The following is a 24,277-nucleotide window of genomic DNA, read 5'->3' as shown; positions in this document are numbered from 1 at the left end:
GTCAGCATCCCTCCCCTTCCCGCTTATTTAGGAGCTTACAAAGCTCCCGCACGAACTCCTCGTCGTCCAGGATGTCGTCCGGCAGGTTGACCCCCGCGCCCCGCAGCTCATAGCTAAGCTCGGTGGCCTGGGGAACGTCCAGCCCCACCTCCTTGAGCGCGGCGACGTGGGAGAAGACCTTCTTGGGAACGTCGTCCAGGATGATCTGCCCGTCGTTCATCACGATCACCCGGTCGGCCCGCGCGGCCTCGTCCATATAGTGGGTGATCAGCACCACGGTGATCCCGAACTCCCGGTTCAGGCTGCGGATGGTGCCGATGACCTCCCGCCGCCCCTTGGGGTCGAGCATGGCGGTCGGCTCGTCGAGCACGATACACGCCGGGCGCATGGCGATCACCCCGGCGATGGCCACCCGCTGCTTTTGGCCGCCCGAAAGCTGGTGCGGCGCGTGCTCGCGGAATTCGTACATCCCCACCGTCTTGAGCGCCTCGTCCACCCTGCGCCGGATATCATCGGGGGCCACCCCCATATTCTCCAGCGCAAAGGCGACGTCCTCCTCCACGATGGTGGCGACGATCTGGTTGTCGGGATTCTGGAAAACCATCCCCACCGTCTGGCGGATGGGCAGAAGGTTTTCCTCCACCCTCGTATCCATTCCACCGACGTATACCGTGCCGCCCTGGGGCAGCAGGATGGCGTTAAAGTGCTTGGCCAGCGTGCTTTTGCCCGAGCCGTTGTGGCCGAGCACCGCCACGAACTGCCCCTTCGGGATGGCGGTGCTCAGCTCCCGCAGCACCGGGACCGGGGTTTCCCCCTCCTCGGTGTTATATGCAAAGCTCAGGTGCTGTGCCTGTAAAAACTGATCCTTCACGAAAAACATCCTCGCTATCATAAAGTGGTCCGCGGGCAGGGCCTCGCGGCCGGAAAGGCGATGTCAGGGCTCCCAGATCGCGGTGCTGCCGCAGGGGAGCACGAGCCCGGTCTCGCTGACCGGCAGGCCGATCTCGTCGGCCGCGGCGCGCCCTCCGTGAAGCCGCCCCACCGTGACCCCCAGCAGGTACTGCATGACCGAGGCCGAAAGCCCGGTGGTGTAGGAGTTTAAAATGAAAAAGAGCGGGGCGTCTGAAAGCAGCGGCGCCGTCAGCTCGAGCAGCGGGTAGATCTGCTCCTCGAGCTTCCAGATCTCGCCCCCCGGCCCCCGGCCGTAGGAGGGCGGGTCCATGATGATCCCGTCATACCGGTTGCCCCGGCGCAGCTCCCGTTCGACGAACTTTTTACAGTCGTCCACGATCCAGCGCACCGGCTTGTCCGCAAGGGAGCTGAGCGCGGCGTTTTCCCGCGCCCAGGACACCATCCCCTTGGAGGCGTCCACATGGCAGACCTTCGCCCCCGCCGCCGCGCAGGCCAGGGTGGCCCCGCCGGTGTAGGCGAAGAGGTTTAAAATATTCGCCCCCGGCCGCCCGGCGAGCTTCCCCATGGCGTAGTCCCAGTTGACCGCCTGCTCGGGGAACAGGCCGGTGTGCTTGAAGCCGGTTGGGCTGATTTTAAAGGTGAGCTGCCGCCAGGAGATATTCCAGCTCTCCCGGCGCATGCTCTTATACTCCCAGCGCCCGCCGCCGCTTTGTGAGCGGTGGTAGTGCGCGTTGCAGCTTTTCCAACGCGGCCCTCGCGGAGTCTCCCACAGCACCTGCGGGTCGGGGCGCACCAGGGTCACATCGCCCCAGCGCTCGAGCTTTTCGCCGCCTGAGCAGTCGATCAGCTCGTAATCCTTAAAGTCCTTTGTCGCTCTCATTATTCCCCAGCCGTTCCTTGATGGTGTCGGCGATGTCCCCAGCCGCCGCCTTGATATATTCTTCGTCCTGCCCCTCGATCATCACCCGGATCAGGGGCTCGGTGCCGCTGACGCGCACCAGCACCCGGCCGCTGTCGCCCAGGCGCTCGCGGTGCTCGGCCACCTTGCGCACCACCCCGTCGTCGAGCTCGAGATGGCTCTTCATATACGGATCGGCCCGCACGTTGACCGTCACCTGCGGGAAGACCTGCATGACGCTTGCCAGCTCGTGGAGGCTTTTGCCGGTGCGCTTCATCACCGCCATCACATGCAGCGCGGTGAGCTGCCCGTCCCCGGTGGTCATGTGCTCGCGCAGGATGACGTGCCCTGACTGCTCGCCGCCGATCATATAGCCGTTTTCCAGCATGTTTTCCAGCACGTACCGGTCCCCGACCTTGGTGATCTCGGCGCGGATACCGGTCTGCTCGCAGAATTTATGGAAGCCGAGGTTGCTCATCACGGTGACCACCGCACTGTCCCCCACGAGCTTCCCGCGCTCCTTCAGGTCCTTGGCCAGCAGGGCGATGATCCGGTCCCCGTCCACCAGCTCCCCCTCGGCGCTCACCGCGAGGCACCGGTCGGCGTCCCCGTCGAAGGCGAAGCCGCAGTCAAAGTCCCCGCACCGCACCAGCTCCTGCAGCGCCTCGATATGGGTGGAGCCGCAGCCGTCGTTGATGTTGATCCCGTCGGGCGCGCATGAAAAAATGGTGACCTCGGCCCCCAGGCGGGTGAAGAGGCCTTCGGCGGTGCGGCTGGCGCTGCCGTTCGAGCAGTCCAGCGCCACGCGCAGCCCCATGAGCCCCTCGGGCACGGTGGCGGCGAGATGGTCGACATATTTTTGCACCGCGCGCTCGTCCCGGCTCACCCGGCCAACATGCGCGCCCCACTGGATGGTGAAGGGGGCCTTGTGGTCGAGCACCAGCTCCTCGATTTCAAATTCCTGCTCGTCGCGCAGCTTGAGCCCGCCCGAGCCGAAAATTTTGATCCCGTTGTACTCAAACGGGTTGTGCGAGGCGGAGAGCATGACCCCCGCGTCGGCGTGCAGCTCGCGCACCAGGTGCGCGATGGCCGGCGTGGGCACCACGCCCAGCAGCTCGGCATTCGCGCCCACCGAGCACAGCCCCGCCGCCACGGCGCTCTCCAGCATATCGCCCGAGATGCGGGTGTCCCGCCCGATCAATACTCTCGGGCGCTTATCGCTCTTCTCGGTGAGCACCATCGCCAGCGCCCGGCCGATGTCCATCGCCAAATCGCAGCTGATCTCGGTGTTCGCGACCCCGCGCGCGCCGTCGGTCCCAAAAATTCTCCCCATACCTGTAACCATCCCTTTCTGGAAATTCGTGCCGGCTCCGGCTCTGCCGAAGCGGCGGCCGCAGGGCCGCCAGAGTGCGGTTTCATCCCGCCCGCGCGGTTCACCGCTACATATATCTATATGCAAAGTCAGCTTTGATTTAGAGCTCCAGCTTCTGCTGCAGCTCATCCTCCCGCGCAGCCGAGGGCATGCGAAGCCCCAGGTGGTCATAGGCCTTCGGGGTGACGCAGCGCCCGCGCGGGGTGCGCGCCAGAAAGCCGATCTGCATGAGGTAGGGCTCGTACACGTCCTCCAAGGTGACCGATTCCTCGCCGATGGCCGCGGCCAGGGTCTCCAGCCCTACCGGGCCGCCGGCATAGTTTGTGATGATGAGGGCCAGCATCCGCCGGTCCACGTCGTCCAGCCCCAGCGGGTCGATCTCCAGCTTGTTGAGCGCGAGCTTGGCAAGGTCGTTGGTGATCCGCCCGTCGCCCAGCACCTGGGCGAAGTCCCGCACCCTTTTCAGCAGCCGGTTGGCGATACGCGGCGTGCCGCGCGAACGGCAGGCGATCTCCAGCGCCCCGCCCTCGTCGCAGTCGATCGAGAGGATCCCCGCGCTGCGCCGCACGATGGTGCCGAGCTCCTGCGGGGTGTACATCTCGAGGCGCATGACCACCCCGAAGCGGTCCCGCAGCGGGGCGGAAAGCTGTCCCGCCCGGGTGGTCGCGCCGATCAGGGTGAACTTGGGCAGGTCGATCCTTATCGAGCGCGCCGAGGGCCCCTTGCCGATCATGATGTCCAGCGCGTAGTCCTCCATCGCCGGGTAGAGGACCTCCTCCACCGCCCGCGAAAGGCGGTGTATCTCGTCCACAAAGAGGATGTCCCCGGCATTCAGGTTGGTCAGCAGCGCCGCCAGATCGCCCGGCTTCTCGATGGCGGGGCCGGAGGTTACGCGGATTTCCACCCCCATCTCCCGCGCGATGATCCCGGACAGGGTGGTCTTGCCCAGTCCCGGCGGACCGTAGAGCAGCACATGGTCGAGCGCCTCACCGCGCCCTTTCGCCGCCTCGATATAGACGCGCAGGTGCTCCTTGGCCTTCTCCTGGCCGATATATTCGTCCAGCGACTGGGGGCGAAGGTTCAGCTCGCTCTCGCTGTCCTCCCCCAACGCCTCGGGCGCCATGACGCGGTTTTCAAAATCCATCTCGCTAAAATCGTTCATTCTGCCGCTCCCCTACCCTTATCGGCCGCCGCTGAGAATCTTCAGCGCGCCCTTGATCATCTCCTGCACCGGGGTGTCCGGCGCGAAGCGGGCCACCGCCGCGGCCGCCTCGGACTGGGCGTAGCCCAGCACCACCAGAGCGCTCATCGCCTCGCCCGCATTGGTCTTCGGGTCGGCCGCCGCCGCGAAGGCGGCGCCCTCCATCCCGCCGGCGAGCTCCTCATTGCTGATCTTGTCCTTGAGCTCGAGCACGATCCGGCTGGCGAGCTTCGGCCCCACCCCCTGCGCCCGGGTGATCGACTTGTGGTCCCCCGAGGCCACGCAGAGCATGAGCTTGTCCGGGGTCAGCTCGCTGAGGATCGAGATGGCCGCCTTCGGCCCCACCCCGGTGACGGCGGTGAGCATGCGAAAGCAGTTTAGCTCGCTCGGCTCCGAAAAGCCGAAGAGCTCCATCGCATCCTCGCGCACCGAGAGGTGGGTGTATATCTTGACCTCGCTCCCCGTTTTGGGCAGCTTGCCGATGGTGTTCATGGTGGTGCGCACCCCGAAGCCCACCCCCGAGCACTCGATCACAATGAAGTTTGGTTCTACCGCGGCCAATATGCCGCGCAGGGAATGGATCATCTCGCGCCCGCCTTTCGTATCAGTCCCGACAGTGAGCTGCCCGCGCTGTGCCCATGGCAGATGGCGATCGCCAGCGCGTCGGCGGTGTCGTCGGGCTTCGGAACTTCCTTGAGGCCCAGTATCCGCTGGGTCATCAGCATAACCTGTTTTTTCTCGGCCTTGCCGTAGCCGACCACCGAGCTTTTGACCTGCAGGGGGGTATACTCGAAAATCGGCACGTCCTGAAGCGCCGCGGCGAGCAGGATGACCCCGCGCGCCTGGGCCACGTCGATGGCCGTCTTCTGGTTGGTGGTAAAGTAGAGCCGCTCGATGGCCATCGCCTCAGGCTTGGCGGCGGTGATCAGCGCGCAGGTATCGAGATAAATCCTGCGCAGCCGCACATCGAACTCCTCCCCCGCCTCGGTGGTGATCGCCCCGTACTGGACCGGGAAAAAGTGATTGTTGTGGTAGTCCACCACCCCCCAGCCCACGATGGCGTAGCCGGGGTCGATCCCTAAAATCCGCATCACGAAGCGCTCCCCTCCTTCCGTTCCCCTGTGCCCACAGGGGCAGAATGGCCCATGCTACAATCAATTTATTATAGCACAACCCGCTGGCCCTCCACAAGTACGAGGGGGTCGAAATCGGCCGCGCAAAAAGAAGAGTTTTTGATTTGTTCCCGTCCCGTTTACAGGTTGTTCAAAATTCACATCCGGTTTGACACGAATTTGTGGAATGCTACAATTTACAAGATATTGTGTTGCATTTTACAAAAACGTGGGTTATAATTCATGATGTTGTCCACCGGGGACAAACAATATGGAAGAAAAAAGCCCACAGCTTCTCTCTTCCACCACCAGGGTGCTGTCCTTGCAATAGCGGGGGCGGCATTTTTTTATTCGTATTTGAAAAAGGCGCCGCCCGGCTCTTTTGAGCCGGGCGGCGCCTTTTCTTATCGCGGTTAAGGGTTGAGAATCAACGCGGGGTGTATGGCGTTTTTCGAGGTGGTGCTCTTGTCATAGCCAAGATACCCGTTTAGCACACGGCAGATGGAATCTCCCGAATTGTTGTAATTGACGCGCAGCCAGGAGCCGTAACTTTGATAGATCGCGCGCACCGGCTCCGTGTTGGAAACCGTCGTCCCCGTGTCGGCAAAGTAACCCAGCTGGCGAATGAGCGTGTCGCCGGGAGTAAGCCCCCAGGAGGGGGTGGAGGAGCCGTAAATTTCATAAGAGTTGGGTACCCAGACAGGATCACCGACCACGGCATGATTGGAAATTTTTGCCTTTTGTGCCGCCGTCAGACTGTTGTAAAGAGCCAGGCACCTATTGCGCACCGTGCTGTAATAATAGGTGTTGGAGCCGAACTCGACAGTCTCATAAATGTCGCCGATCAGCACCACCGAGCCTGTCTTGCCGCCGAACTGGGTGGCGTCCTCATCGGCGACCCGCCAAGATTTGCCCGCCCACTGAACCTGGCTTCCGTTTGCGGCGGTGACGCGTATCGTTTTCGTTTGGGAAGCTCCCCCGTCGTTTGAAACGGCGCGCAGTGTCACGGTGCCAAACACATCGCCGCTCTCCAGGCCATTGAGGGTTTGCCCGCTGAGCGAGGCGTAATTTTTACTCTGTGTGAGACTCCAGGTTATGTCAGTGTTGATGGCGTTTTCGGGAGTCACGGTGGCAGAAACCGAAATGGATTTTCCGGTCAGAACGGAATCGCTTGCCTGGATGGTGATGCCCGTGACCTTCTGGTCGGTCACGGTAACGGTGTAGGGCGTGCTGGTCACGCCGTCGGCGGTGGCGGTGAAGGTGGCACTGCCCGCCGCGGTCGCGGTCACCAGCCCGGAGGTGCTGATGTTGATATTGGCGCTGCCGCCGGTCTTCGCCCAGGTCACCGCCGGGAGGGTCGCGTTCGAGGGATTGACCGTCGCAGACAGCTGGGAGGTCACGGTGGTCTTGTCGCTGGTGCGCACCAAACTATTGGTACCGCTGACCGTTACCGAAGTCACGGGAATCTTGTCCTTGACCGTGATGGTGCTGCTCCCGCTTTTACTGCCCACCGTCGCGGTGACGGTCGTGCTCCCCGGCGCGACCGCTGTTACCAGTCCGGTCTGGTTGACCGTCGCGGCGGCCGGGTTGCTGCTGCTCCAGACCGGGGCGGCGTTGGGCGTAACGGTTGCGGCAAGCTGCACCGTCTGCGGCGAACCCTGAGTATAGAGGGTATAGCTGTTGGGGCTGACGCTCACGCTTCCAATGGTCACCACCGTGACGGTGCAGCTCGCCTTGTACCGCGCCGTGTCCGGCGCCCCCTTGATGTGGGCGGTGATCGTCGTGCTGCCCGCCGTCTTGCCGCTGGCGTCGATGGTGGCGCTGCGCCCGTCCACAGAGACTGTCATCGCGGCGGCGCCGGGATTGCTGTTCGTCCATTCCAGCTCGTCGCTGGATACCCCGCCCGTCAGGGCGGCCGAGAGGGTAAACTGCGTCTCGGCCGCCGTGCCGCCGGTGAAGAGGGTATAGGCGGTGTGGCTCAGCGACACCCCCGTCACCGCCGAGACGTTGACCGTGCAGGTAGCCTTCACCTTGCCGCCATAGACGCTGGCGGTGACGGTCGCCGTCCCGCCGGTGTGGGCGGTGATGAGGCCGGTCGCGTCCACCGACGCGACGGCCTCGTTGCTGCTCGTCCAGAGGACCTGTTCGGCGTAGCCGTTCGCCTTCATGTAGGGGTGGCCGGTCGGGCCGGTGGAGCCGGAACTGCCATTTTTCGTCGCGGCGAGCTGCACGCTCTGCCGCCCCTGGGCGTTGTTCGTTTGCAGGTAGAGGGTTTTCCCGGTCGCGTCGGTATCCCCGCTCCTGATCGTCAGACTCTTGATCGCGTTGTAGGTCATCACCGTTTTCTTCACCCCGGCCGCGTGGAAGCCCGGAGCGCTGCCTTGGGAGGTCACGGTGATGGTGAAGTCGGTGTCCTCCTGGGGCGGGGAAGCAAACGGGATTTTATAGTCCCAGCCCGCCCCCTGCCGCACGCCATAGAGGGCCGCGCCACCGCCCGCCGGGGCGGCGACGGTGAAGCCGGTGATCAGGTCCGGATTGTTGTTGCCCAGCTTGACGGTGATCGCTTCCGTCTCCGCCCCGGCGGAGAACAGCGCCGCCATGGCGGTTCTCCCCTCGGGAACCGGGGCGGGCTCGTAATCGAAGCCTCCGCTCTCACCGAGCGTCGCCCCGGCGGGCAGGCAGAGCCCCGCCGTCAGCGACAGCGCGAGCGCGAGGCTGCAAAGGCGGCGGTTCATCGCACTCCGCCCCTGTCTGTTCCGGTGCGAATGCCCGCAACGTCGATCTCGAAGTCGTCAAGCGGTATCCGCTCGCTCTCCGGGATGATCCAGTCCCACCGCTTCGCGAGGGTGTATTCCCCGGCCGTCAGCTCCCCGGCCTCGTACATCGCGGTGTAGATTTCTTTCAGGGCCTCGCGGTCCCCGGCGGTAATGAATGCGGAAATATTTTGTTCAGAAACTTCCAGCTCCTCCTGTCCCCCTCGGAGAGTTAGGGGGCCCACGGGGGGATGATTCCCCCCGTGAGACGCGCCATCGGCGTCAGCCGATAGCTGCATTCCCGCAGGAATGCTGCGCGCCCCCCTTCCCCCCAGCGTAAAGCCGCCCAGCATACAGAGTGCCAGTGCGGCCAGGATGATGGCTAACAGCTTTCTTTTCATGCTTTCGTCCTCCTCAAAAAAGACCTGTAGCATAGGTTGCTTTCGGTCTTCCATTGTGAGGGATTCGGCGAAAAAAGCCGTTTTGACTTGAAATCCGTTCCAAAACAGGATATAATTAGGATAAATCCGGAAGGGGCGGGTTAAAAACCTGCCGCTCCTTTTAGAAAACAGCAAAAAGACGACCGTTAGTAACCTATACTAACGGTCTTTTGTACTCTCAAAAAAGTGCCCCGGCCTTGCGACCGGGGCACTTTTACTGCCTATTATTGTCTTATCTTGCCCGGGTTGCAATCTCTTCGCCCAGGTCCGCCATAAATTGCTCGAGCGGCAGCGCGCCGAGGTCGCCCTTGTTCCTGGAACGCACCGCTACCGTGCCGTCCTCCTGCTCCTTCTTGCCCACAACCAGCATGTAGGGCACCTTCTCCAGCTGCGCCTCACGGATCTTGTAGCCGATCTTCTCGCGGCGCAGGTCGCACTCGACCCGTATTCTTTTCGCTTTGAGCTTCTCGGTAATTTCACTGGCGTAAGCGCTCTGGTCCTCGCTGATGGGCAGCACCTTGACCTGCACGGGCGCCAGCCAGGCCGGGAAGGCGCCGGCAAAATGCTCGATCAGAATGCCGATGAAGCGCTCGATCGACCCGAACACAACGCGGTGGATCATCACCGGGCGGTGCTTTTCCCCATCCGCGCCGGTGTACTCGATCTCAAAGCGCTCGGGAAGCTGGAAGTCCAGCTGGATGGTGCCGCACTGCCAGGTGCGCCCGATCGAGTCCTCAAGGTGGAAATCGAGCTTCGGCCCGTAGAACGCGCCGTCACCCTCGTTGATCACGAACGGCATGCCGATCTCCTCCATCGCCGCGCGCAGCGAATCGGTCGCGTGCTCCCAATCCTCGAGCTCGCCCATATGGTCCTCGGGCATGGTGGACAGTTCGACATGATACTTGAAGCCGAACAGCGAATAGACCTCGTCGATCAGGGCGACGACCCCCTTGATCTCGTCCTTGATCTGCTCGGGGGTCATGAAGATGTGCGCGTCGTCCTGGGTGAAGCAGCGCACCCGCATGAGGCCGTGCAGCGCGCCGGAGAGCTCGTGCCGGTGCACGATCCCAAGCTCGCCCATGCGCAGCGGCAGGTCGCGATAGGAACGCGGCTGGGTTTGATAGACCATCAGGCCGCCGGGGCAGTTCATCGGCTTGATGGCAAAGTCGGTGTCGTCGATCACCGTGGTGTACATATTGTCCTTATAGTGATCCCAATGCCCCGAGCGCTCCCAGAGCGCACGGTTGAGCATGATGGGGGTGGAAATCTCCTGATACCCCGCGCGGGTGTGGATCTCCCGCCAGTAGTCGATCAGGGTGTTCTTGACGATCATCCCCTTGGGCAGGAAGAACGGGAAGCCGGGGCCCTCGTCCATCAGCGCGAAGAGGCCGAGCTCCTTCCCGAGCTTGCGGTGGTCGCGCTTCTTGGCCTCCTCGAGCGCGTCGAGGTGGGCCTGCAGCTCGCTCTGTTTGGGGAAGGCGGTGCCGTAAACCCGGCAGAGCATGGCCTTGCTCGAATCCCCCCGCCAGTAGGCGCCGGTGGAGGAGGTCAGCTTAAACGCCTTGACCTTGGAGGTGTCGAGCAGGTGGGGCCCCGCGCACAGGTCGCAGAAATCCCCCTGTTTAAAGAAGCTGATCTTCTCCCCCTTGCCCGAATGCTCCTCGATCAGCTCGAGCTTGTAGGGCTGGTCCTTCATCAGTTCCTTGGCCTGCGCGGGCTCGAGCTCGAAGCGCTCGAGCGGCAATCCCTCCTTGACGATTTTTTTCATCTCCTCCTCGATCTTTTCGAGGTCCTCGGGAGAGAAGGGCTTCTGAAGGTCGAAATCGTAATAGAAGCCGTCCTTGATCGCCGGGCCGATGGCGAATTTGGTATCGGGGTAGAGATGCTGCACCGCCTGCGCCAGGATGTGGGAGGCGGTATGCCAGAAGGTGCGCTTGCCGTCCGGGTCGTCGAAGGTCAACAGCTCGAGCGCGCAGTCCCGCTCGATCGGAGTGCGCAGATCGCACACCTCGCCGTCGATCCTGGCGCTGCAAACCGCCTTGTAAAGGCCGCCGCCCAAGGATTTCGCCACCTCGGCGGGGGTGACGCCGCTCTCGAACTCCTTGAGAGTACCGCCCTTGAGGGTCAATTTTACCATCATCATCAATCTCCTTTATCACATGGTCGTTTCATCTTTGACAAAAACAAAAACAGCCCCATCCCAAATAACTGGGATGAAGCTGTACGCTCCACGGTTCCACCCGGATTGCGCAAAATCGCGCCGCTCGTTGCTGCCTTAACGCGGCAGGGACGGGATGGTTCACATCCGCTCGGAAGGTGGTACTATGGCCCGATTCCGCGGCAGGGCTTTCAGCCGGCGGCCCCGCCTCTCTTGCCGGAACGATTGGTCCAAAGCGTGTCCTCGTCATCGCTTTTGCCACTATTGATCTGGTTTCTTAAAAGGTATCTTACCACCTTGCGTCCCAGAAGTCAACCAATGTCTGAGCGGTATTTTTTCCTCAGAAAAGAATTTCTTGACAGGATGGCCCATTGCTACTAAAATAGTATTGGTGTATTGTTGTATTTTTGTACAGAATCTTCCATTTTCTGTTTACAAATAAAAGGGTATTCCCCGCATAACGATGGGGAACCGGCTTATCCTCTGAGCGGCAGCCCGCGCGCTATTTGCAGGTTGCCCGGAAAAGCCATGGATATGTGCAATACGCCATCTGATGATTTTTTACTCTTAGAAAAATTTTTACAGAAGGAGGTATTGCGGCACGTCATGAGCACAGGACAAATAATATTTATCGCAGCGGCTGTTCTGGTAGCGTTTATTATTGGATTTGTCATCGCTTTTTTCGTAGGCGTTTCATATAGAAAACGGGTTGCGGAATCGGACATCGGGTCCGCCGAAGAGGAAGCCAAGAGAATCGTAAGCGACGCCATTAAAAATGCCGAGAGCAAGAAAAAGGAAGCCCTGGTAGAAGCCAAGGACGAAATTTACAAGCTGCGCACCGAAGCCGAGCGCGAGAACAAGGAGCGGCGCAGCGAGGTGCAGCGCCTGGAACGCAGAGTGCAGCAAAAGGAAGAATCGGTCGACCGCAAGCTGGAAAACCTGGAGAAGAAAGAGGAACAGGCTTCCCAGAAGGTCAAGGAGGCCCAGCAGAAGCTGGAGGAGGCCGAGGCCGTCAAGCAGCACCAGTTCGACATGCTGGAGAAAATTTCCGGCTTCACCGCCACCCAGGCCAAGGAGTACCTGCTGCAGAACCTGGAAAATGAGCTGACCCACGAAAAGGCGCTCAAGATCAGCCAGTATGAAACCTACCTGCGCGAGGAGAGCGAGGAGAAGGCGCGCGAAATCATCTCTTGCGCCATCCAGCGCTGCGCCGCCGACCAGGTCGCGGAGATCACCGTTTCGGTGGTGCCGCTGCCGGGCGACGAGATGAAGGGCCGGATCATCGGCCGCGAGGGACGCAACATCCGCACCCTCGAAACCCTGACCGGGGTGGACCTGATCATCGACGACACCCCCGAGGCGATCACCCTCTCCTGCCACGACACAGTGCGCCGCGAGATCGCGCGTATCGCCCTCGAGCGGCTGATCCAGGACGGGCGGATCCATCCCGCGCGGATCGAGGAGATGGTGGACAAGGCCAAGCGCGAGGTCGACCAGAAGATCAAGCAGGACGGCGAGCGCGCCGTGATGGACCTTGGAATCCACAGCATGCACCCCGACCTCGTCAAGCTGCTCGGGCGCATGCGTTACCGCTCGAGCTATGGGCAGAACGTGCTCAACCACTCCATCGAGGTGGCCCAGCTCGCCGGGATGATGGCCAGCGAGATCGGCGCGGACGCCGTGCTCGCACGCCGTGCCGGCCTGCTGCATGACATCGGCAAGTCGATGACCCACGAGATTGAGGGCTCCCACGTACAGATCGGCGTGGACATCGCCAAGAAGTACAAGGAGAGCAAGGAGGTCATCCACGCGATCGCGGCCCACCACGGGGACATCGAGGCCAAGACCATCGTGGCCTGCCTGGTCCAGGCGGCGGACGCCATCTCGGCCGCCCGCCCCGGCGCGCGCAGGGAGAACCTCGAAAACTACATCAAGCGCCTCGAGAAGCTCGAGGAGATCGCCAACTCCTTCGAGGCGGTGGAGAAATCCTTCGCCATCCAGGCCGGGCGCGAGATCCGGATCATGGTCAAGCCCGACCAGGTCAACGACGACGAGATGGTGGTCGTGGCCCGCGAGATCGTCAAGAAGATCGAGGGCGAGCTCGACTACCCCGGCCAGATCAAGGTCAACGTCATCCGCGAAAGCCGCGCGATCGAGTACGCAAAATAAAAGGACCGTTGGGGGCCCGCCGCAGAATTTTCTGCGGCGGGCCCTTTCTTCGTGCGCGGCACCCCTGCGCAGGGGTGCGCCGGCCTGCGCCAAAACAGAGGGCTTGACAAAAGGAGGCGGCCGGGGTATACTCATCTAGTAATTTAGTAAATTACTAATTTAAAAGTAAGGATGAAGCATCATGGAGATACCGACCACCCTCAAACACAAGCCGGTCATCGTATCGGAGAATTATGAAAACATCGACGGGCGCAGCGCCTATCATTCGGACGCCAAGGGCCTCTCGCTCGGGCTCGCGCAGTGGAATGACCGCGGCAAGGTGGACATTTCGGCCAAGGTCTGGCGGCACACCGGGGAAAAGTGGTCCCGCCAGTCGGAGGAGCTGCCGATCCACCGGGTGATCGACCTGGCGATCCTGATCTGCCGGGCCAAGCGGTACTTTGGGGAGGACGCCTACCGCTATCCCGGGCTCTACGACCCGCAGCACCCCACGCTGGAGAGGATCGGGCTGCAGGGGGATGCGATGACCGTTTCGGTCTGCACCCAGAACCCGATGATCGACCAGGACATCAAGCTCTTCTCCCAAGCGCTCAGCGAGGACGACGAGCTGCTCAGCGAGCGGTTTCGCACCCTGGCGAGGCTGCTGCGGGACATGGGCTACTGAAAGGGATGAGAAAATGGACAGGCAAAACCGCAGGGAGCTGATCGCCGCCTACAAGGGGCGCAAGGTGCGCGGCGGGGTGTTCGGGATACGCAACACTGTCAGCGGGAAAATCCTGCTGCTCTCCACCGCCGACTTGCAGGGGTGTGAGAACCGCTTTCGCTTCTCCCAGATGACCGGAAGCTGCACCTATTCCAAGGTGCAGCAGGACTGGGCGAAGTACGGCGGCCAGGCCTTCTGCTTCGAGCTGTACGAGGTGCTGGAGAAGAAGGAGGAGCAGACCGACCGCCAGTTTCGCGAGGACATCGACACCCTCTACGAGCTCTGGCTCGAAAAGCTGCAGGGGCAGGCGCTCTATTAACGGAAAGGCCGGACTGGACAAGCGCCCTTGGATAAGAAAAGCCGCGGGGAAGTTTCCCCGCGGCTTTTGATTTAATCCTCTTTGTTTTCTTCGTCCGGCTCCCCCGGCTTGGGCAGCTCGAGCAGCAGCTTCTGTACCCGCTGCTCCTCCACCTGCTGCACCGTGACGTTCAGCCCCGAGCAGGTGAAGCTGTCCCCTGCCTCGGGAATCCTTCCGAGCTCGTCGAGCACCCAGCCGCCCACCGTATTGGAGTCGGTGTCGATCAGATCCTCCGGCAGGTCCAGCTGCTCGAGCATCTCCCGCACCGTCAGCTCCCCTGCGATCTCATAACGCCCTTCGCCCAGGTCCACAAACTCGTCGACGATTTCCTCGTCCTCATCCCAGATCTCGCCCACCAGCTCCTCGAGGATGTCCTCGGTGGTCACGATCCCCATCGTGCCGCCGTAATCATCCATCACCACGGCCATGTTGATCTTGGTGCGCTTAAAGTCCCCGAGCAGCGAGGATATTTTCTTGTTCTTATGTACATAGAGGCACTCGGTCAGCAGGGAGCGCACGTCCGGCGTCTTACCGGCGGCCATCTCCTCAAGGAATTCCCGGGTGTGCAGCACCCCGATGATCTTGTCCAGCGATTCCTCGTAGACCGGCAGACGGGAGAAGCGCTCGGCGAGCACCATCTCCAGCACGGTCTGCGCATCGTCGGCCACGTCCACCGCCACGAGGTCCACCCGCGGGGTCAGGATCTCCTGCACCTTGATGTCGTCGAACTCGATGGCGGACTGGAGCAGCTCGCTCTCGTCCTCCTTGAAGACGCCCTCCTCAACGGTGGTTTCGATGATATACTTGAGCTCCTCCTCGGTGACGGAGGGGCCGTTGTCCTTCTGGGAAGCGCGGTTGATCCGGTTGGTGAGCAGGGTCAAAAGGAAGGTCGCCGGGGTACACAGCTTGATCACGAACCCGAGCGGACCGGCAAAGCGCAGCGCCAGCCTCTCGGCGTTGCACTTGGCGTAAGACTTGGGGCTGACCTCGCCGAAGATCAGTACCAGAACGGTCATCACCACGGTGGAAACCGCCGCGCCGAGGTTTTCGCCCAGGAAACGGGTGGCCAGCAGCGTCGCGATCGAGGCCGCGGCGATGTTCACCACGTTGTTCCCCACCAGAATGGAGGAGATCATCCGGTCGTAGTCCTCGGACACGTCCAGCGCCTTCTGGGCACGCTTATCGCCCGAGGCGGCCAGGGTCTTCATCCGGATGCGGTTGATGGTCGAAAATGCGGTCTCACTCGAGGAAAAGAAGGCGGATAATGCCAGCAAAACGATCAGTGTGATCCATAGCCAGCCGGTACTGTCCAAAGTGCGATCAACTCCATATGTTCAAAATATTATGGAATAGTATAGCAAAAAGGAATTTAAAAATCAAGCGGCCGGCCGCTCCCCCCTTTTTCGTCAGGTATTGCTGCGCCATGTATGCGTATACGGCAGGTAAACTACAGGTTTATCACACTAAACCACCGGTCGGTTGAGAAAACTAAGAGCGGGTGGTACTATACAGTTATCAGACAAACGGAGGTGGCCCGGTGAAAAACCAAACACTTGGAGCAATGATCGCATCACTGAGGAAAGAAAATGGGATGACGCAACTGGAATTGGCCGAAAAAATGGGGGTTACCGATAAAGCGGTGTCCAAATGGGAACGGGATTTATCCTATCCGGATATCAATTCCTTGCCGAAGCTGGCGGACATTTTTGGCGTGTCGGTGGACCAGCTTATGCAAATCAAACTGAAAGACCAGACCGGTCCGAGCAGGAAGGGCGCAAACGCCATAATCCCCCTTGTTTTCAAAGCGGTTTCCCTGGCCATGGGAATCGCGGTTATGGTCCTGTCCATTTTAAAAGCCATTGATCTGTATTCCGGCTTTTTCATGCTGGGGCTTGGTTTAAGCTGTGTGGGAATCTCCCTTCTTTCCGATAAAAGTAAAAATGACTGATCCACCCTTATAAGGGTGGAAGGCCCCGCACAAGCACGCCATTTTGCACACAAAGAAGGCTGCAAGCATAGCTTGCAGCCTTCTTACTCACATATTCAGGGGGCTTACATCATGCCCATGCCGCCGTCGGGCATGGGGGGAGCGGCCGGGGCCTTCTCCTTGATGTCGGCGACCAAGCTCTCGGTGGTCAGAACCATCGAGGCGACGGAGGAGGCGTTCTCCAGAGCGCTTCTGGAAACCTTGGTCGGGTCCACGATCCCGCCCTGGATCATGTCGCAGTACTTCTCGTTGTAAGCGTCGAAGCCGTAGCCGACCTTGCCGGAGGAGATGATCTTGTCGATGATGACCGAACCCTCGAGGCCGGCGTTGAGCGCGATCTGGCGGATCGGCTCCTCGAGCGATTTGAGCACGATGGCAGCGCCGGTCTTCTCATCACCCGAAAGGCCGTTCATGATCTTCTCGACCTCGGGCATGGCGTTGACGAAGGCCACGCCGCCGCCGGCGACGATCCCCTCTTCCACGGCCGCCTTGGTCGCGGAGAGCGCGTCCTCGATGCGCAGCTTCTTTTCCTTCATCTCGACCTCGGTGGCCGCGCCGACCTTGATCACCGCAACGCCGCCGGACAGCTTCGCCAGGCGCTCCTGCAGCTTCTCGCGGTCGAAGTCGCTGGTCGTGGTCTCGATCTGGGTCTTGATCTGGGCGATGCGCGCCTTGATGTCCTCGCTCTTGCCGGCGCCGTCCACGATGATGGTATTCTCCTTCTGGACCTTGACCTGGCGGGCGCGTCCGAGCATCTCCATGGTCGCGCTCTTGAGCTCGAGCCCGAGCTCCTCGCTGATGACCTGGCCGCCGGTCAGGATGGCGATATCCTGCAGCATCTCCTTGCGGCGGTCGCCGAAGCCCGGAGCCTTGACCGCGACGCAGGTGAAGGTGCCGCGCAGGCGGTTGACGATCAGGGTGGCCAGCGCGTCGCCCTCCATGTCCTCGGCGATGATCAGCAGCTTCTTGCCGGACTGCACGATCTGCTCGAGCAGGGGCAGGATCTCCTGGATGGAGGAAATCTTCTTATCGGTGATCAGGATGTAGGCGTCGTCGAGCACGGCCTCCATCTTGTCGGTATCGGTGCACATATACGGGGAGATGTAACCGCGGTCGAACTGCATGCCCTCGACGACCTCGCTGTAGGTCTCGGCGGTCTTGGACTCCTCGATGGTGATGACCCCGTCGGCGGAAACCTTGTCCATCGCCTCGGCAATCAGCTTGCCGACCGTCTCGTCGCCCGAGGATACGGTGGCGACTCTCGCGATGTCGTCCGAGCCGGCGACCTTCTTGGAGTTGCCCACGATGGTGTCGATCGCGGTGGTGATGGCCTTCTTCATGCCCTTCTTGAGCACCATCGGGTTGGCGCCCGCCGCCACGTTCTTCATCCCCTCGCGCACCAGCGCCTGGGCGAGCAGGGTCGCGGTGGTGGTGCCGTCGCCGGCCGCGTCGTTGGTCTTGGTGGCAACCTCTTTGACCAGCTGGGCGCCCATGTTCTCGAACGGCTCGTCGAGCTCGATCTCCTTGGCGATGGTCACGCCGTCGTTGGTGATCAGCGGCGCGCCGAATTTCTTATCAAGAACAACGTTTCTGCCCTTAGGTCCGAGTGTAATCTTAACGGTATCGCTGAGCTTGTCGATGCCGATCTGCAGCGCTTTTCTGGCTTCTTCTCCGTAGATGATCTGCTTTGCCATGATAAATCAACCCTTTCCAATCTCTAATCTTGCTTCCTTCGTTAGTCTACGACCGCCAGAATATCGGACTGGCGCAGGATGGTGTACTCCACATCATCGATCTTGACCTCGGTGCCGGCATATTTGCTGATAAGCACCTTATCGCCGACCTTGACTTCCATCTTGATCTCCTTGCCGTCGACCACGCCGCCCGGGCCGACTGCCATGATCTCGGCGACCTGGGGCTTCTCCTTGGCGGCGCCCGCCAGGATGATCCCGCTCTTGGTGGTCTCCTCCGCTTCAACCATCTTGATTACAACACGGTCCGCAAGTGGTTTGATTGTCATGATAAACTACCTCCTGTAAAATGATTCTATGAGAATTATGAACATTTTGTTAGCACTCAAATAACCTGAGTGCTAAATACTATTGTATTGATTTTTAGAAAAAAATCAAGTACCTTTTGCAAAAAACCCGGCCCAGCACCGCAATATTAACAAATTGTTCAAATACTGGAAGGAAGTTCCCCTGCCGTTTTGGTATCATTGTGTCATATCCTTCAAGAAAAATTTGCTGTAAGGTGGTAGAATAACAGTCAGAACATTCAGCAGGGAGGGACGCCGGATGCCCATCGAACAGGAACAGCGGCACGCCTATTTCGACCGCGATCTTCGGATCGAGGCCTATAACCTGAGCGGCATCGTTCAGAAATTCCCCAACCACTTCCATGAGTTCTATGTGATCGGCTTCGTGGAGGGCGGGAAGCGGCACCTCTGGTGCAAGGGGAAGGAATACGACCTGGGAGCCGGGGATTTGATCCTCTTCAGCCCCCGGGACAACCACTTCTGCGCGCCGCTCGGCGGTGAGGTTCTGGATTACCGGGCCCTCAACATCCAGCCCGAGGTGATGCGCGCCGCGGCCCAAGAGATCACCGGGACGGCCTTTACCCCGGTCTTTACCAGGAACGTCGTCTTTCAAAGCGAGCTCGTCCAATCGGTCGGCGAGGTTTACGGCGCGATCCTCTCCCAGGCCCCGAGGCTGCAAAAGGAGGAGGCCTTTTACTTCCTGCTCGAGCAGGTCCTGCGGGATTACGCAGCGCCCCTGGACGAAAGCGCCGCCCGCGGGCCCGACCAGACCGTCCAGGCGCTCTGCGCCTATATGGAGCAGCATTTTAGTGAGAACGTCACGCTGGACGAGCTGCTCTCCATGACGAGCTTCGGCAAGTCCTACCTGATCCGCACCTTTACCCGGCAGGTCGGCGTCTCTCCCTACCGCTATTTACAGACCGTGCGCCTGGAGCGGGCGAAGCGGTTCCTGGAGCAGGGGGTCGCGCCCATCGATGCGGCCAGCATGGCCGGCTTTTCGGATCAGAGCCATTTTACCAACTTCTTTAAGGAATTCATCGGCCTGACGCCCAAGCAGTACCAGCGGATATTCACCGACGCGCCGCCCGGCGCGGATGGGCAAGCGCCCCAATAATCCACCCGCCGGGCTCGCGGCGGCCTGTGCCGCGGCAAAAAACTTATGAAAAAGGATTGGTCACAAAAATGAAAAGCTCCCCTCTCGTCGGGCATGCGGCAGCCTTCGTTACCACCCTGATCTGGGGCACCACCTTTATCTCGACCAAGGTGCTGCTGCGTGTCTTCACCCCAAGCGAAATCCTGCTGCTGCGCTTCGCCATCGGCTATTTTGCGCTGTGGTGCGCCTTCCCGCACCCGCTGGCCATCAAGGACAGGCGCCAGGAGCTCTGTTTTTTGGCGGCCGGGCTCTGCGGCGTGACGCTGTACTACCTGTTTGAAAATATGGCCCTCACCTATACGCTGGCCTCCAACGTCGGGGTGATCATCTCCATCGCGCCGTTCTTCACGGCCATCTTCTCCTGCCTGTTCCTGCGCGCCCCCCGCCCCGGCGCCCGCTTCTTCCTGGGCTTTTTGATCGCGATGGCCGGCATTGCGCTGATCCACTTCGGGAAGGGCGGCGCGCTGCGGCTGGGGCCGCTGGGCGACCTGCTGGCCATCATCGCCGCGGTGATCTGGGCCGCCTATTCCACCCTCACCAAACGGATCAGCACCTTCGGCTGCAACACGATCCAGGCGACGCGGCGCACCTTTTTCTACGGCCTGCTCCTCATGCTCCCGGCCCTGTATTTCATGGGGTTCGAGGTCAGCCTCTCAGAGTTTTGCGAGCCCGCCGTCCTGCTGAACATCCTGTTTTTGGGACTGGGCGCCTCCGCGCTCTGCTTCGTGACCTGGAATTTCGCGGTGAAAATCCTGGGCTGCGTCAAAACGAGCGCCTATATTTACATGGTGCCCGTCGTCACGGCGGCCACCTCGGCCCTGGTCCTTCACGAGGAAATCACCCTGCGCATGGTATGCGGCATCGTCCTGACCCTGGCCGGCCTGTTCTTATCGGAAAACAAAGGAGCAAAAAAGGAGTGCGAACGCGTTGGAACTGCAAAATAAAAAATGCGTCATGATCATCGACGAAGCCCTGCCGCTCGGGCTGATCGCCAATACGGCGGGCATCCTGGGGATGACCTTGGGGAAGCTGAATCCCGAAATCGTGGGGCCGGACGTCCAGGACCAGAGCGGCCGGGCCCATCTCGGGATCGTCGCGCTGCCGGTGCCCGTTTTAAAAGCCGACGGGGAGAAAATCCGGGCGATCCGGGAGCAGCTCTACCAGCCCCAATTCTCGGAATTGACGGCGGTCGATTTTTCCGACGTGGCGCAAGGCTGCAAGAACTACGGCGAGTTCACCGAGAAGGCGGCCAACACCGAGGAGGGCGCGCTCGCCTACTTCGGGCTCGGGATCTGCGGCGATAAAAAGCTCGTCAACAAGCTGACCGGGAACCTGCCGCTGCTGAGATAGAATCCGTTTTCCTGCGGGAACAAACGAGCGGGCTGTAGATACTTCTACAGCCCGCTCGTTCATGAAGGGCGCAGCCCTTCGGCACTTTATTGTTCCGGCATTTCGGTGAGCACGCATTCCCCGCTCCCACATAGGGCGTACGCCCCCGCGTCGGCAGGGATGAAGGCGCTCTCGCCCTTTCGCAGCGTAAGCGTCTCGCCGCCGCAGACGAGCTCCATCTCGCCGCCGATACAAACCACGCAGCAGAAGGTCTGCCCATCCGCCGCCGCCTCGTAGCGGCCGTGTGAGAGCGCCAGGCGGCGCACGCGGAAGTACTCGCACGCGGCGAGCCCGGTGACGATCGCGCCGCCGCCCAGCTCCTGCGCCTCCCCCTTCGGGGCGAAGCTGCCCGCGGCGGGATGAAGGTCCGCTACCTCCAGCGCCTTTTCAAGGTGCAGCTCGCGCAGCTTGCCGTCCTTCCCCCGGCGGTTGTAGTCATAGACCCGGTAGGTGAGGTTGGAGTTCTGCTGGATCTCGCAGAGCACCACTCCCTCCCCCAGCGCATGCAGGGTCCCGGCGGGGATAAAGACCACGTCCCCGGGCCTTACCGCCCGCTTTTGCAGCAGGCGTTCCATCGTCCCGGCGGCGACGGCGGCGCGCACCTCGTCCTTTTCGAGCGGGCAGGCGGTGCCGTAGTAGATATAGCTCCCCGGCTCGGCGTCGAGGATCAGCCACATCTCGGTCTTGCCGTAGCTGTGCTCGTGCTCCAGGGCGTACTCATCGCTCGGGTGCACCTGGATCGAGAGCGGGGCCTTGGCGTCGATGAGCTTGATGAGCACCGGGAAGAAGGGCAAGCGTGCACAGCGCGCGCCGCACAGCGCTTCCCCCCGCCGGCTCAGCAGCTCGGGGAAGCTGGTCCCGGCGCAGGGGCCGCTCCCCACTACACTGGGCCCGTCGGGGTGGCAGGAGAGCTCCCAGCTCTCGGCCAGGGGGAAAAGGCCGGTCTCCTTGTGGTATTCGTCGCGCAGGCGGCTCCCGCCCCAGAGATAGTCCTTGTAGGCCGGGATCAGCTTGAAGGGCTCCATGTCGTCACACTCCTCTTTTAGTAGCGCAGCTTCGCGAGATAGCCGTCGCTCGCGAGGGACTCGAAGTTATACATCAGCAGCACGTCGTCGTACTGCCCGTCTTCCATCAGGTCGCTCGCCTTCGGCAGGTAGCGCAGGTCGGCGATTACCACCTCGTCGTAGAGGTAGCACAAAAACGGCGCGAAGCAGTTGCCGTAGCTGTCCTTGATCAGCAGCACCCGGGTCTTTTTCCCCTCGACCTTGTTGAGGTTTTGGTCGCTCTCGATCACGGTACGGTTGTTGTTCCCCCACAAAAAGGCGGCATATTTGTCCCGCGTCTCGAACTTTTGCAGGTCATAAAGCCCGTCCCGCTCCTCATCCGCCACCGTGACCGAACGCACCGGCACCTCGTAATAGGTGATCACATCCGCCTTGGCCCCGGCCTTCTTGGCCTTGGAGAAGTAGGTGCCGTAAAAGTTCGGCACCTTCTGCGAGTCGATCGCCTCGAGCGGCGGTGGGGTCATCCCCCGCTCCCCAGCGTAGGCGCACACCGCCAGATAGGCCCCGTAGGTGGTCCAGTGGTGGTCGGTGCGGTAGTAGATGTAGTCGTCCCTGTGCTCCCATAGGGTGGAGTAAACGTTTTGCGCCGTGACATTATCCGGCAGCCCGGCGTAGAGGCGCTCGATCTCGGCGGCCTCGTCCACCAGCGAGAGGCCCACCGGCAGCTTGTCCTTTAAAATCTCATAGGAATTGGGCACCACGCAGAAGGTGATTTCCTGCTGCGGGTATTTCTCGAAAAATTCGCGGATGTACCGCTCGTTCGCTTGGTACTTCTCCCCGTCGATCCGGTCATATTTCTTGAAAAGGTAGCCGTCCTTCCCATAGACGATCTCGTTGTTTTCCGTCTTGAGCAGGGCCGACTCGGTGCGGGACTTGAGGGTGATCCACCCGTCCCGTCCGAAGAACTGGTCGTTGATGTAAGCGTCGAACTTCTCGTCGTAGTCCCCGCTCATCAGGGTGGAGAAGCTCATCTTGGGCCGGGTCTTGAGCGGGCGGTTCTCGAGCTCGGAATAGCTCTTGTTGGTGAAGGACATGTCCAGCACCGTATAAGAGAGGATAAACAGGGCGAAGAGGATCACCCACGGGTATTCTCTCAGCGCGCGCAGGGTCTTTTTGAGCATGGCGGGTACCTCCTCGTCTAAAAGTTAAAGTACAAGAACGGATTGTAGGTCGCGTCCACCAGGTACCCCACGCACAGGCTCAGCACCGCGGCAAGCCCCGCGGTGATGAGCCAGCGGCGGTCTTTGATCCGCTCATACCATTTTTTCAGCAGCGGGGTGGAGAAGAAGGCGCACAGCAGCAGCGTCACGCCGTAGTTGCGCAGGTAGTAGACCCAGTCCTCCCCGCCGTGCAGCGAAAAGAGCCGTCCGAAGAGGGCCCCGAGGCTACTGAGGTCGCTGACCGCGAAGAGCGCCCAGCTGATCACCACCGCAAAGAGCAGATAGCAGCGCGACAGGACGCGGCTGCGCTCGAGATGGCGCAGCAGGAAGGTCTTTTCAATCACCAGCAGCACCAGGAAATAGAGCCCCCAGAAGATGAAATTCCAGTTGGCCCCGTGCCAGAAGCCGGTCAAAAACCAGACGACAAACAGGTTGAGGTAAAGTCTTACCCGCCCCACCCGGTTGCCGCCCAGGGGGATATAGACGTATTCGCGGAACCACGACCCCAGCGTCATGTGCCAGCGGCGCCAGAACTCGGTCACGCTCTTCGAGATATAGGGATAATTGAAGTTCTGCGGGAAGTTAAACCCGAGGCACTTCCCAAGGCCGATGGCCATCAGCGAATAGCCGGAAAAGTCGAAATAAATCTGGAACGAATAGGCGATCAGCCCAAGCCAGGCAAGCGGCGTGGAGACCTCGGCGTACCCCAGGCGGGTGACGGTGTCCCAGAGCGCGCCCACATTGTTGGCCAGCAGCACCTTGCTGCCCAGCCCCATGATGAAGAGGCGCACCCCGTCGCCGAGCATCTGGGGCGTGACGGTGCGGGTATGCAGCTCCTCGTTGATGTCGGTATACTTGACGATCGGCCCGGCGATCAGCTGCGGGAAGAGGGTGACGAAGGTGCCGAAATTCACGAAATTGTGCTCGGCCCGTACCTTTCCGCGGTAGACGTCGATGGTGTAGGAAAGGATCTGGAAGGTATAGAAGCTGATCCCCAGCGGCAGCATGACCTTGCCGCCGGGCCCTGAGAGGAAGGGCGGGATGGCAAGCCCGGTGACGGCGTTGATGTTCTGGATGAAAAAGTCGGTGTACTTAAAGAGCAGCAGCCACCCGACCGTGAAGATCAGCGAGACGATAAAGACGCCCCGGCGCAGGTTCTTCCGCTCCCGGAAGCGCTCGAGCAGCAGGGCGGCAACGTAGTTTACCAGGATGGAGGAGAGCATGATCGGAAAATACTTCGGCTCCCCCCAGGCATAGAAGAACAGGCTGCTCAGCAGCAGCCAGAAATTCTTATAGCGAAAGGGCAGGATGTAATAAACGAGGAAAACCACCGGGATGAACCGGAACAAAAACAGCAGACTGCTGAACAGCAAGGGGCGCTACCTCCTATTGTCACTTGGCCGCCGGACG

General features: G+C 61.0%; 22 protein-coding genes. 7 read left to right on the top strand and 15 right to left on the bottom strand.

The annotated features are described in order from the left end of the window. Position 1: 1 nt before the first annotated feature. The 9 genes from B5477_RS03305 to thrS form a co-directional block, all read right to left on the bottom strand. Entirely contained in the window at positions 2–871 is an 870-nt protein-coding gene (locus B5477_RS03305; RefSeq protein WP_079698469.1) for an energy-coupling factor transporter ATPase, read from the bottom strand. 63 nt (positions 872–934) lie between these two features. Next, on the bottom strand, positions 935–1,792 hold the full coding sequence (locus tag B5477_RS03300; RefSeq protein WP_079698381.1) for a class I SAM-dependent methyltransferase: 858 nt from the start codon (positions 1,790–1,792) through the stop codon (positions 935–937). After that, positions 1,770–3,143 (bottom strand): phosphoglucosamine mutase, encoded by a 1,374-nt coding sequence (gene glmM, locus B5477_RS03295; protein ID WP_079698380.1) that lies wholly within the window; start codon positions 3,141–3,143, stop codon positions 1,770–1,772. The genes B5477_RS03300 and glmM overlap by 23 nt, the downstream gene beginning before the upstream one ends. Positions 3,144–3,282: 139 nt before the next feature. Next, positions 3,283–4,326, bottom strand: a complete 1,044-nt coding sequence (gene ruvB, locus B5477_RS03290; RefSeq protein WP_423241242.1) for a Holliday junction branch migration DNA helicase RuvB — start codon at positions 4,324–4,326, stop codon at positions 3,283–3,285. 36 nt (positions 4,327–4,362) lie between these two features. After that, positions 4,363–4,968 carry a Holliday junction branch migration protein RuvA gene (ruvA, locus tag B5477_RS03285; RefSeq protein ID WP_079698378.1) on the bottom strand — a complete coding sequence of 202 codons (606 nt, stop codon included), beginning with the start codon at positions 4,966–4,968 and terminating at the stop codon, positions 4,363–4,365. Next, entirely contained in the window at positions 4,965–5,474 is a 510-nt protein-coding gene (gene ruvC / locus B5477_RS03280) for a crossover junction endodeoxyribonuclease RuvC (RefSeq protein ID WP_079698377.1), read from the bottom strand. Before ruvC ends, ruvA begins: the two co-directional genes overlap by 4 nt. A gap of 434 nt (positions 5,475–5,908) precedes the next feature. Beyond that, the gene (locus tag B5477_RS03275; RefSeq protein WP_079698376.1) at positions 5,909–8,230 is read right to left on the bottom strand and encodes an Ig-like domain-containing protein; all 2,322 of its coding nucleotides are present in this window, start codon (positions 8,228–8,230) and stop codon (positions 5,909–5,911) included. Beyond that, complete coding sequence (locus B5477_RS03270; protein ID WP_143533531.1) at positions 8,227–8,649, bottom strand: hypothetical protein; 423 nt, start codon at positions 8,647–8,649, stop codon at positions 8,227–8,229. The genes B5477_RS03275 and B5477_RS03270 overlap by 4 nt, the downstream gene beginning before the upstream one ends. 271 nt (positions 8,650–8,920) lie before the next feature. Beyond that, the gene (gene thrS / locus B5477_RS03265) at positions 8,921–10,825 is read right to left on the bottom strand and encodes a threonine--tRNA ligase (protein ID WP_079698468.1); all 1,905 of its coding nucleotides are present in this window, start codon (positions 10,823–10,825) and stop codon (positions 8,921–8,923) included. A 627-nt stretch (positions 10,826–11,452) separates the two neighbouring features. Here thrS and rny point away from each other — a divergent pair. From rny to B5477_RS03250, 3 genes are all read left to right on the top strand, one after another. Further along, a complete protein-coding gene (gene rny / locus B5477_RS03260) occupies positions 11,453–13,015 on the top strand; it encodes a ribonuclease Y (protein WP_079698374.1) in 1,563 nt (520 codons plus the stop codon). Positions 13,016–13,196: 181 nt separating this feature from the next. Continuing rightward, on the top strand, positions 13,197–13,679 hold the full coding sequence (locus B5477_RS03255) for a DUF6530 family protein (protein WP_079698373.1): 483 nt from the start codon (positions 13,197–13,199) through the stop codon (positions 13,677–13,679). A 13-nt stretch (positions 13,680–13,692) separates the two neighbouring features. Next, positions 13,693–14,037: a GIY-YIG nuclease family protein gene (locus tag B5477_RS03250; RefSeq protein WP_079698372.1), complete on the top strand. Its 345-nt coding sequence runs from the start codon at positions 13,693–13,695 to the stop codon at positions 14,035–14,037. Positions 14,038–14,108: 71 nt separating this feature from the next. Here the strand turns inward: B5477_RS03250 and B5477_RS03245 are convergent, their stop codons facing one another. Further along, positions 14,109–15,389 (bottom strand): HlyC/CorC family transporter, encoded by a 1,281-nt coding sequence (locus tag B5477_RS03245; protein WP_242942107.1) that lies wholly within the window; start codon positions 15,387–15,389, stop codon positions 14,109–14,111. A gap of 224 nt (positions 15,390–15,613) precedes the next feature. Here B5477_RS03245 and B5477_RS03240 point away from each other — a divergent pair, with 224 nt between their 5' ends. Further along, positions 15,614–16,024, top strand: coding sequence for a helix-turn-helix domain-containing protein (locus B5477_RS03240; RefSeq protein WP_079698371.1), 411 nt, complete (start codon positions 15,614–15,616; stop codon positions 16,022–16,024). A gap of 104 nt (positions 16,025–16,128) precedes the next feature. Here the strand turns inward: B5477_RS03240 and groL are convergent, their stop codons facing one another. Beyond that, a complete protein-coding gene (gene groL, locus B5477_RS03235) occupies positions 16,129–17,757 on the bottom strand; it encodes a chaperonin GroEL (protein ID WP_079698370.1) in 1,629 nt (542 codons plus the stop codon). Positions 17,758–17,798: 41 nt separating this feature from the next. After that, positions 17,799–18,083 (bottom strand): co-chaperone GroES, encoded by a 285-nt coding sequence (locus tag B5477_RS03230; RefSeq protein ID WP_079698369.1) that lies wholly within the window; start codon positions 18,081–18,083, stop codon positions 17,799–17,801. A gap of 277 nt (positions 18,084–18,360) precedes the next feature. Between B5477_RS03230 and B5477_RS03225 the strand changes: the two genes are divergently transcribed. From B5477_RS03225 to B5477_RS03215, 3 genes are all read left to right on the top strand, one after another. After that, entirely contained in the window at positions 18,361–19,215 is an 855-nt protein-coding gene (locus B5477_RS03225; protein WP_079698368.1) for an AraC family ligand binding domain-containing protein, read from the top strand. Positions 19,216–19,283: 68 nt separating this feature from the next. Continuing rightward, positions 19,284–20,198 (top strand): DMT family transporter, encoded by a 915-nt coding sequence (locus tag B5477_RS03220; RefSeq protein WP_079698367.1) that lies wholly within the window; start codon positions 19,284–19,286, stop codon positions 20,196–20,198. Next, complete coding sequence (locus tag B5477_RS03215) at positions 20,182–20,604, top strand: DUF2000 domain-containing protein (protein WP_079698366.1); 423 nt, start codon at positions 20,182–20,184, stop codon at positions 20,602–20,604. The genes B5477_RS03220 and B5477_RS03215 overlap by 17 nt, the downstream gene beginning before the upstream one ends. Positions 20,605–20,690: 86 nt before the next feature. Here B5477_RS03215 and B5477_RS03210 read toward each other — a convergent pair whose 3' ends face one another. The 3 genes from B5477_RS03210 to B5477_RS03200 are packed head-to-tail and all read right to left on the bottom strand — an operon-like array spanning position 20,691 to position 24,240. Continuing rightward, positions 20,691–21,668, bottom strand: a complete 978-nt coding sequence (locus B5477_RS03210) for a type I phosphomannose isomerase catalytic subunit (protein WP_079698365.1) — start codon at positions 21,666–21,668, stop codon at positions 20,691–20,693. A gap of 17 nt (positions 21,669–21,685) precedes the next feature. Continuing rightward, positions 21,686–22,828, bottom strand: coding sequence for a DHHW family protein (locus B5477_RS03205; protein WP_079698364.1), 1,143 nt, complete (start codon positions 22,826–22,828; stop codon positions 21,686–21,688). A 17-nt stretch (positions 22,829–22,845) separates the two neighbouring features. Further along, on the bottom strand, positions 22,846–24,240 hold the full coding sequence (locus B5477_RS03200; RefSeq protein ID WP_079698363.1) for an MBOAT family O-acyltransferase: 1,395 nt from the start codon (positions 24,238–24,240) through the stop codon (positions 22,846–22,848). Positions 24,241–24,277 lie beyond the last annotated feature (37 nt).

It is taken from the genome of Provencibacterium massiliense (genome assembly GCF_900169495.1).
Taxonomy (GTDB): Bacteria; Bacillota; Clostridia; order Oscillospirales; family Ruminococcaceae; genus Harryflintia; species Harryflintia acetispora.
The sequence above is the reverse complement of the archived record's forward strand: the minus strand, read 5'-3'. Positions and strand labels throughout refer to the sequence as shown.